This window comes from Rhodococcus olei, from assembly GCF_039540555.1.
Classification (GTDB): domain Bacteria; phylum Actinomycetota; class Actinomycetes; order Mycobacteriales; family Mycobacteriaceae; genus Rhodococcus_G; species Rhodococcus_G olei.
Window position 1 is genome coordinate 1 of the sequence record NZ_BAABFB010000005.1, and the last position, 8,443, is coordinate 8,443.

9 protein-coding genes and 1 pseudogene are annotated in these 8,443 nt (G+C 67.9%); 7 read left to right on the forward strand and 3 right to left on the reverse strand.

Features of this window, described 5'->3' with window-relative positions:
* Positions 1-564: DNA-binding protein (locus tag ABD951_RS00210; protein ID WP_345340858.1), on the reverse strand; the 564-nt coding region annotated here is incomplete at its 3' end.
* A gap of 362 nt (positions 565-926) precedes the next feature.
* Between ABD951_RS00210 and ABD951_RS00215 the strand changes: the two genes are divergently transcribed.
* The 4 genes from ABD951_RS00215 to ABD951_RS00230 all read left to right on the forward strand — a co-directional run bounded on the left by ABD951_RS00215 (position 927) and on the right by ABD951_RS00230 (position 4,855).
* Positions 927-1,142 carry a hypothetical protein gene (locus tag ABD951_RS00215; RefSeq protein ID WP_345340861.1) on the forward strand — a complete coding sequence of 72 codons (216 nt, stop codon included), beginning with the start codon at positions 927-929 and terminating at the stop codon, positions 1,140-1,142.
* A gap of 834 nt (positions 1,143-1,976) precedes the next feature.
* Complete coding sequence (locus ABD951_RS00220) at positions 1,977-3,608, forward strand: FUSC family protein (RefSeq protein WP_425569744.1); 1,632 nt, start codon at positions 1,977-1,979, stop codon at positions 3,606-3,608.
* A gap of 540 nt (positions 3,609-4,148) precedes the next feature.
* Entirely contained in the window at positions 4,149-4,457 is a 309-nt protein-coding gene (locus tag ABD951_RS00225; RefSeq protein ID WP_345340866.1) for a DAHP synthetase I family protein, read from the forward strand.
* A 110-nt stretch (positions 4,458-4,567) separates the two neighbouring features.
* A complete protein-coding gene (locus ABD951_RS00230) occupies positions 4,568-4,855 on the forward strand; it encodes a hypothetical protein (protein ID WP_345340868.1) in 288 nt (95 codons plus the stop codon).
* A gap of 654 nt (positions 4,856-5,509) precedes the next feature.
* Here ABD951_RS00230 and ABD951_RS00235 read toward each other — a convergent pair.
* Both ABD951_RS00235 and ABD951_RS00240 read right to left on the reverse strand, forming a co-directional pair.
* Positions 5,510-6,172: a carbonic anhydrase gene (locus ABD951_RS00235; RefSeq protein ID WP_345340870.1), complete on the reverse strand. Its 663-nt coding sequence runs from the start codon at positions 6,170-6,172 to the stop codon at positions 5,510-5,512.
* Positions 6,173-6,576: 404 nt separating this feature from the next.
* A complete protein-coding gene (locus tag ABD951_RS00240) occupies positions 6,577-6,729 on the reverse strand; it encodes a hypothetical protein (RefSeq protein WP_345340872.1) in 153 nt (50 codons plus the stop codon).
* 113 nt (positions 6,730-6,842) lie between these two features.
* On the opposite strand from ABD951_RS00240, the pseudogene ABD951_RS00245 reads away from it, so the two are divergent.
* From ABD951_RS00245 to ABD951_RS00255, 3 genes and pseudogenes are all read left to right on the forward strand, one after another.
* Positions 6,843-6,983: pseudogene (locus tag ABD951_RS00245) on the forward strand (RES domain-containing protein); the annotation flags it as partial.
* Between the two features lie 39 nt (positions 6,984-7,022).
* Positions 7,023-7,295, forward strand: coding sequence for a type II toxin-antitoxin system Phd/YefM family antitoxin (locus tag ABD951_RS00250; RefSeq protein ID WP_345340874.1), 273 nt, complete (start codon positions 7,023-7,025; stop codon positions 7,293-7,295).
* Positions 7,292-7,555 carry a type II toxin-antitoxin system RelE family toxin gene (locus ABD951_RS00255; protein WP_345340876.1) on the forward strand — a complete coding sequence of 88 codons (264 nt, stop codon included), beginning with the start codon at positions 7,292-7,294 and terminating at the stop codon, positions 7,553-7,555. Before ABD951_RS00250 ends, ABD951_RS00255 begins: the two co-directional genes overlap by 4 nt.
* Positions 7,556-8,443: the final 888 nt, after the last annotated feature.

Consider the following 8,443-nt stretch of genomic DNA (forward strand, 5'->3'; position numbering starts at 1 on the left):
CGTCGGCGTCGGTGCACCACCGGAGGTCAGCCAGTCGATGATCGACACCTCTGCGTCGTCCAGACGCAGATCAGGCTGTGGGGTGGTCAGTAGTCCGAGCACCGAGAGCGGCTGCACATCTTCCGGCAACTCGGTCAGGACTACGTCGAGTCCGGGAATCTGGCCGCGCTCGGTGAACTGGATGGCAGGTAACAGCAGTCGGTGAGCGCGCTTGATCGACCACAGGCTCCGATCTCCAGCGCGCTGCCGCACCCGGGAGGTGGAGACACCGAGTCGCTCGGCGGCCTGCTCGACCGTGAGTGCGGATTTGAGCAGTTCCCGCATCCGTGCTTGCCGGTCCGCGACCGCGGCGGCGAGCGCTACCGGAGACTGCGGCGCGCCACCCGCGTCGAGCAGCGCGGCATCACTCGCGCTGAGCCCGGATGCCGGATGCGTGGCGTCGCTGAGTGCGCGGAGGATCGGTACCAGGTCCTGACGGTCGATCGCGGCGGCACCGAGCGCGGCGGCGGCGGCGGTCTCGAAGTCGAGATCGCCGGCCAGGTAGCGGTCTTCCACACTGGTCACGCGAATCCTCCTAACAGTCACTCGCAGTATATCCTGCAGTTAACACGCGCGCTCCTGGTCGTTCGCTGGCGACCGCCGACACCGTTCCCGGTGCGCCGCGGTCGGGATCGCCGCAGTGGCACCGGGACCGGCAATCGCGTTGAACCGAGGCCGGTCGCGTCGCGCTAGAGCAGCGAGTGCGGGTCAAGTTGGCCATTGCCGAGCTGGCCGGCGTGGATCCGGGCCACGAGGTCGACCGCGCCCGTCGAGAGGGACTGCTGCCGCCTCAGACCGTGGGAGACCGGGTGGTCCGGCGGGAAACGCGACGGTGATCTTGCGCGGCGCCCACCGCCGTGCGCGGACCCGCAAATATAAACGGCCAATTGGGTCGTCCGTGTTCATTCGGCCAGCAGGTCGGTCTCGGGCTGGAGATAGGGCTTCCCCTGTTCAAGACTGCGGCGGGCGGCCACTGCCAGCTGAACACCGACGACAAGGCCGGACAACTGTTCATGGTGCTCAGCTGGGTCCTCCAGGCGTTGGCGTGGATCTTCGCAACTCTCGCGGTGGCCGGTTACGTCGGACTGATCCGCAAGCTGTGACTTCGGGCCTATGGGGGTAAGTGCCGAAACGATCAACCGGTAGACGATGAAACCGGTATCTACCAGGGCGAATGTCGTAAAAGCTGTTACCGGCCCCCAACCGCCGGGGATCGTCACCGCGCGGGCGAGGGGACCGGTGTCGCGCCGGCGGCGGCCACGCCGGTCGGTACTTCAAGTCGGGTCGGCGTTCGAACATCGCTGGTTCTGGCGCGTTCACGCGTGGTGCGGGCTGATGGGGCACCCCGCCTGGGGAGTATCGGCCCACACCATTTCTCTGTCGGTGTGGCCCCCAGTGGAACGATTCGCTCAGCTGGTCGCACTCACTGGTGGTGGCGGAACACCTCGGCCAGCTGCCCTGCGGTCGGCAGACCCGCCAGTCCAGACGCGGTCGGGTACCCGGCACGCCAGCTCCGTGACTCGTTCGGCCGGGAACGCATCGACACCGTCGACCAAGATGGTTGGAGACCCGGCGAACGGCACCGCTGCGGCTTCCTCTCTTGTACTCGGTAGCCGGTCGTCCACGTCGGCGCCGACCCGGCCCGCGCTCGTCAGCGCAGCCAGGACGTGTTCGCCGGCTTCCCGCCGGTTCGGGCACTCGTCGACGTAGAGGATTTCGACTTTCACACGCCCTTTGTGACCAACGCGATGACGGGAGCGCCGTTGCTCGGCCTGGTCGAGCGGGGCCTCATCGTGTGACCCCGACGTCCGTTGGGGGGTGGCGGTTCCTTAGGCTGGACGGCTGTGTCGGCAGCAGCGCGGAATCAGGACGTGAGTGTTCGCGAGGCAGCGTTGCCGATCCCCGCTCCCGCGCCCGTGTGGCCTGCGCTGCTGGCGGTGCCGCGCCGGGGCCGTCGGTGGCCGGGGGTTGTGCGGGGCGGGGTGACGGTCGCGCTGCCGGGGCTCGTCGGCGTCGCATCGGGCTTCGGTTCGGCGTCCGCGATCGCGACGCTGGGTGCGTTCGCCGTTGTGTACGGCGAGGGCCGCCCCTATCGGGTGCGCTGGCGCGCGGTCGGGATCGTCGGCGCCGTGCTGGTCGCTCTGGCCGGCATCGGCGCCGCCGTCGGGTCGAGCGTGTACCGGGCCGTCGCTGCAGGCGGATCCGCGCTGTGGCCGATGGTGATCGTGCTGACCATGACGGTCGTGGTGGCGTCGTGCGCGTTCGTGGTCGACGCCCTGCGACTCGGTGCACCCGGCGCCTTCCTGATGCTGTTGACCCTGGAGATCGCGTCCGTCCTGCCCGCCACGGGTGTGTCGGTGCCCACCGTCGTCGGGTGGACGGCGATCGGCGCGGGCGCGGCACTGACCGTGTCGATGTGCGGTGCCCTGGTCCGCCCGCGCACCCCGGAACGCGTCGCGGTCGCGTCCGCGGTGGCCGCCGTCGACGCGGCCCTGGACCGGAACTCACCGTCCCGACGCCGGGAGGCGGTGCGGTCCCTGCATGCCGCGTGGCAGTGTCTGTACGACGCGAACCTCGTTGCGACGCAGCACCCGCTGACCAGGACGTTGCGCGCCTCCCACCTGCGGTGCGCGAACGCCCTGCATGTGTTGGACCACGATGAGGCCGTTCCGGAGGACGACCTGCGGCCTCCGGTTCCGTTGCGGCGTCCCTCGATTCGCTACCGGCTCGTGCGGGCCGCCCACCCTCGGGGTCGCTCGGCCACTGTTGTCGTGCGACTGCTCGTCGCCTGCCCCGTGGCGGGTCTGACCGCGGTCGCACTAGGCGTGGGCCGGCCCGACTGGGCCGTGATCACCGCTGCGATGATCCTGCATCAGGGGCCCGATCGGATCCTCGGAACGTACCGGGCCGCACACCGATTCGCCGGCACCGTGCTCGGGCTCGCGCTGCTCGCCGGTCTGTCGCAGCTCGACGTGCGGGGTGCCGCGCTTGTCGTCGTGTTGGCGCTGATGATGGCCGGGACCGAGGCGTACCTGGTCCGCAACTACGGTCTCGCGATGGTGTTCATCACCCCGCTCGCGATGATTCTCGGCGGGCTCGGTGCCCCTGCCGACCTGGTCGGGGTCTCCCGGGACAGGTTCTTCGAGACGGTCGTCGGAGTCACGGTCGCCGTGGCCGTGTTGTGGGGTGTGCTGCCCCGCGCGTACCGCCGGATCCTGCGCGACGCGGACGGTCAGGTCGCAGGGATCCTGACCCGGATCGCCGACACCGTCGATGGCCGTTCCCTCGCCGAATTGCGTCGCGACCTCGAGTTCGACCTGCACGCATCGACGGCGGCCGCGATCACCGCCGCCCACACCGACCCCGCTTGGACCCGTGAACGCTGGCCCGACCATCACCGTCTGCACGAGCTCGGCTACCGGATCCTCACCTCACCGCGGGTACCCGACTGCCAACCAGAACCGGACCGGACACCGGCGGCAACTGTCCGGTCCGGGCTGAGTTGGCATGAGCGACCTCGCGGTATGCCAACAATCCTCGGACACGGCCGCGATATCCAGTCCGGATGAAGATGACATTTCCGTAGAGTGTTCGACCTCCGGTATGGGGCGCCTGATGGGCCGCACGCACCGGGTATTCGGTCACTGTCAGGCGAGTCGACGAATCGCAGCAGGTCATCGTGGGACCGTGTTGCCACCTTGAACCGGACACGTGGCGGCGCGCCGTACCATGCCGGGTTCAACCGGAAAACTGCCAACCAGAACCGGACCGGACAGCAACTCGCCGATCCGGTAGCCGGAAACCGGCCTCTGCCAGGGTGAGTGTCGTAACAATCCTTATCCGAAATTCGTAATTGGTTGCGCAGCAGTGGAGTTCGGGTGGGCTCGACGATGTGTCATCGTCGCGTCGGTCCGGCGTCCCGGTCGGGGGCACCGTGGTATGGCCCCGGGGTTGGCGTCGTTCCATCGGCGGCCCGCTCGGGGGCGGCGCGGTGTCGTGTTCGGGTGGGGCCACCTCGATTCGGTCACCGCGGTCGTCGGCCGACTACCGTCGCCGGCCGTCTACCTGTGCTGGCCGAGCCTTCTCGCGGTATCGGAGTACTCGCGCAGGTGGCGATCGCGCTGGGCGCTGCTGACGGCCACGGCAGCAGCCAGAGGAACGACCTGCGTCGGGTCGACGTGGTGGCCGAGGTGGCCGCGCGGATCGCGGGCGGCGAGCGGGGCGTCGTCGGCATGATGCTCGAGAGCTTCATCGAGGCCGGCCGCCGGGACTTGGCCCTCGGCAAGGCCGACGAGCTGACCTGCGGGCAGTCCATCGCCGACGTGTGCGGCGGCGGGGGCGCCACCGGCGCCCGGCTGGACGGGTTCGCCGCGGCGGTCACCGACGCGCGGCGGGGGCCGAGACCGGGCGTTGAGTGACGGGGTGGGGGGATTTTCATCCCTGGGGTGGGCGTTGTCACCGGTCCGGGCGGTGCATGCTCGTCTGGATGCCTCATCCACTCGGGCATCCTTCACCCCAGGAGGACTCCGTGAGTACCAATGGATTTCGCGCAGCGGCGGCCGGATTGCTCGTGGCCACGTCGATCGGTGTCGCATCCGGTTTCGCGACCGCGGCCGCCAGTCCGAAGATTGTCGGTCCGCCGGCGCCGGGGGTGAGCCAGGCCGACAGTTGCGGCGGACTGCAGGCCCAGTACGGGATCCTCAAGGAAGGGATGGCCCAGGAGGACCCGTCGTCGAAGACGTGGTCGAACTATCGCCGGTCCGCTGACGCCACCCACCGGGAGGCGGTGCAGGAGGGGTGCGCGTGGGCGCAGTGACCGCGGGGGGACCGCTGCCTACCGCACGTTGCGTGTCCGGAACTGCACGCTGATCCGGGGGCCGGTGTCCACGACGCGACCACGATCTGGCCGGACGGGGCCATCCCGTCACCCACCCGGCCCATCGATTCCCGGCGCGGCCCCGGCCGTGTGCCCGAGCACGCGATCCGGTGGGCGAGGACCCGTCCCTCTGCAGGGGAAACGTCGCAGTCCCGCTTATCGGCATACAAGGACGACGAATTGCATCGGTTGCAGGCACCGCGCCCAACGCGAAGGCCGCTACACCGCGACGGTGTCGTCGAGGTCGATGCGGGTGGCGGGCGAGTGGAGTGGGAAGTGTTGTCACGCAACGAGTTCGATACCATTGCTCAGGCGAAGGCCTGTGTGCTTGACTGGTGCTACGGCTTCTACAACCGTCGCCGACGTCACAGCACCATCGGAATGGTCAGCCCGATCAACTGCGAGAACGCTGCGATCAGCGAGCCCAACGCCGCGTAACGGAATCCTCCACGATTTGGGGGGAACCACACGGTGCGGGGTGCCAAACGATCGACGACAACATCGTGCTCAGCCTGACATCCCGCCGACCACCATCAGGTGCTCGTCAAACTGCTCAAGCGCCCTTCAGCGCCCGTCTCTGAACATGCTGAGCAGTCACCGCCCTGAATCCACCAGCCGGCGGAGTACCGTGCAAGCGTCGACGATCTCGCCGATCTCACCGACAACGCCGCGCAGCGTGATGCCGCCGTCGGCGAGGGTGTAGGTGACGCCGACGATCGCGCAGGTGCCGTTCTCGACCTTGTCGGCGATGATCCGCGATCGGTCCATCAGCAGGAGGCCGGTCTCGACGACGTGCCGGCTCTCGAGTTCGTCGACGGTGTGCAGGCCCTCGTTGCGGCCCATCAGGATCGAGGGGGTGACCCGCTCGACGATGCTGCGGATGAAGCCGCCGGGCACCTCGCCCTTGTCGAGTGCGGTGAGTGTCGCCGCGACGGCGTTGCAGCTGTCGTGGCCGAGCACGACGATCAGTGGCACGTTGAGGATGTCGACGGCGTACTCGATGGAGCCGAGGACCGAGCTGTCGATGGTGTGACCGGCGGTGCGCACGACGAACATGTCGCCGAGGCCCTGGTCGAAGATGATCTCGGCGGCGACACGTGAGTCGCTGCATCCGAACAGCACTGTGGTGGGGTGCTGCGCGTTGACGAGTGTGGCCCGGTCGATGCCCTGACTGGAGTGCAGCGACTGATCGCCGGCAAACCGCTCGTTGCCCTGCTTGAGGGCTTTCCAGGCCGAAATGGGGTTGGAATTGGGCATGAGAGCCATTGTGCACAGAACCCGGAATCGGACATGCCTGCGACCTGGTGAAATGACGAAGGGCACGGTGTGACGATCGGATGAATTCCTCCGCACTGATCGGCTGGTACGAGCGAGCGGCCCGCGATCTGCCGTGGCGGTGCCACCGCCTGGCACACCTGATGAGCGATCCTGGACAGTTAGCTGTTGCGGGTCATGACGTTGTGGACACTGGCCGGGATCGGGTCGAGCAAGGCGGATGGGTCTTCGCGTGCCCGTCCGACATATCCGACCGGTCGCTGACAAGTGCCCTGTCCGACGACCCTCGAGCGGGACGTTTCCATAGCCGCGGCACGTCGACCGCGGCGCCCACCCATCCGGCGGCGAGGGAGTCACCGCGACCCGTCGGCGAGTACGCGACCAGATCACCTCGCCGGGATCAGAGGGGCGTCGCCGAACTCGTTGGGCGTCCCGCGCGGGGTCAGGGCCGCGATGTAGTGCTGTGGACCGTGGTCGTCCAGCGAGAACCGGAACGGCAGACCCCGCAGCAGCCGGAATCTGCTCGCCACGAAACCCATCGGCGCACCGAAAGCGTAGGCACCCCTGAACACCGGCCCGACCGAGGCGAGGATGCGTAGGGGGACCAAGCCTCGCCCACTAAACTTGGGGATTCGCATGCGTCGACTGTCCGCTCACGCAGCGGTGGGCGTCTGCGCTGCATTCCGGCGGGTTCGACGGCATCAGGTACTGGGCGCGCCACGAGATGAGGCACGTCCACGCCTGTCTCGCGTTGTTCGTGCCCGGCGGTCCCGTTGACTATCCGCACGTTTAGTGCGTACGTTCACGTACGGTTCTGGCGTACGATTGGGGTATGACCACTGCACAACGACGCGAGGTGTCGGTGACGCACGCGCGGGACCATCTGTCGGCGACCATTGCGGAGCTGGGGGCGGCGCAGGCGATCCGGCTCGTGAACCGTGGCCGTGTCGTCGCGGTGCTCGTCTCCCCGGAGCGGTTCGAGGCGCTGCTCGACGCGGCCGAGGACGCCGAGGACTACCGCGCGGTTGCTGAGTACTCGGCCGATCCCGATCCCGATCCGATCCCGTGGGAGGACGTGAAGCGCGACCTCGGACTGGTCGGGTGAGCGAACGCTACAGTGTGCGGATTCCGCGCAAGGTCGCGAAAACCATTGCGGCACTGCAAAGAACCGAACAGAGGAGAATCCAGGCCGCGATAGAGCTGCTGGCCGAGAATCCGCGTCCGCCCACCTGTACCGCGATGGTCGGCTACAGCAACACCTACCGCGTGCGGGTGGGGGCGTACCGAATCGTCTACGAGGTGCGTGACGGTGAGTTGGTCGTGATCGTGATCCATGTCGGTCACAGGAGAGAGGTGTACAGGTAGACGTGTGCGCCCCGTGCCCTCGGCCGAATCGGTCGGGGGCGCGTTCGTGTCTGGGTCGGCCGCGCGTGGGGCGCACGCACACGGGCTGATTCGGTGCCCGTGGTGTCCGGTGTCCGCACGGTGCCGAGGTGCCTGGCTGTCGTGGTCGGCCGTGCCCGGGGCCGTCGCTCGTGCGCCGGGCGGCTCGGGGTGTGGCGGCGGCGTGCACCCTGGACCGCCCTTCGGTTCGTGCCCGAGCTGTTCTCGGCGGCGCGGCATGTCGCGGGTACGTCGTTGGGTGGTTGCGGTGTGGTGTCGGTGGGTGGTGTGTTTCTGTGCTGTGACCTGGGCAGATGACGGCACGCCCCAACCCGAGGCCGGCGGTGCGGGTGGGGTGGTGCAGGCGACTTCGGGTGGGGCTCGGTTCGGGTGCAGGGGGAGGGGCGTGAGTGTGGTTTTGAATTGTGTTGTGCTGCAATGTATTAATTGAATTCTTTTGTGGTGACGTAATATTCGACATGTTTGCATATTGGATTCGGTTGGTTTGTCGTAGTATGTTGTGAGCGTTGATGTTTCGTTTCTAACATTCGAGTGCTCGTTTTGCCCTTGTCGAGGCGGTGGTATACCATGGGTTGCATGACATCGGGACGGGTTGGGAGCGACGCGACGGGCCGGATCTCGACGCGCGCAGCGCGTCCCTGCCTCTCGTTCGGGTTTGGGGGTACTGGGATGTTGGCGCTGAATTATGTTGTTGCTGCGGTTGTTTCGATTTCGAGGGGAGCGCAGCGACCCGCTCGACGGCTGCCTGGGGTGACGCACTGCGAGCCGCGCAGCGGCTCCCCGGCGGGGAGCGCAGCGACCCGCCCCGTCTCTCGGCGCGCAGCGCCGAGAGCAGCGCCGCGGAGTTCC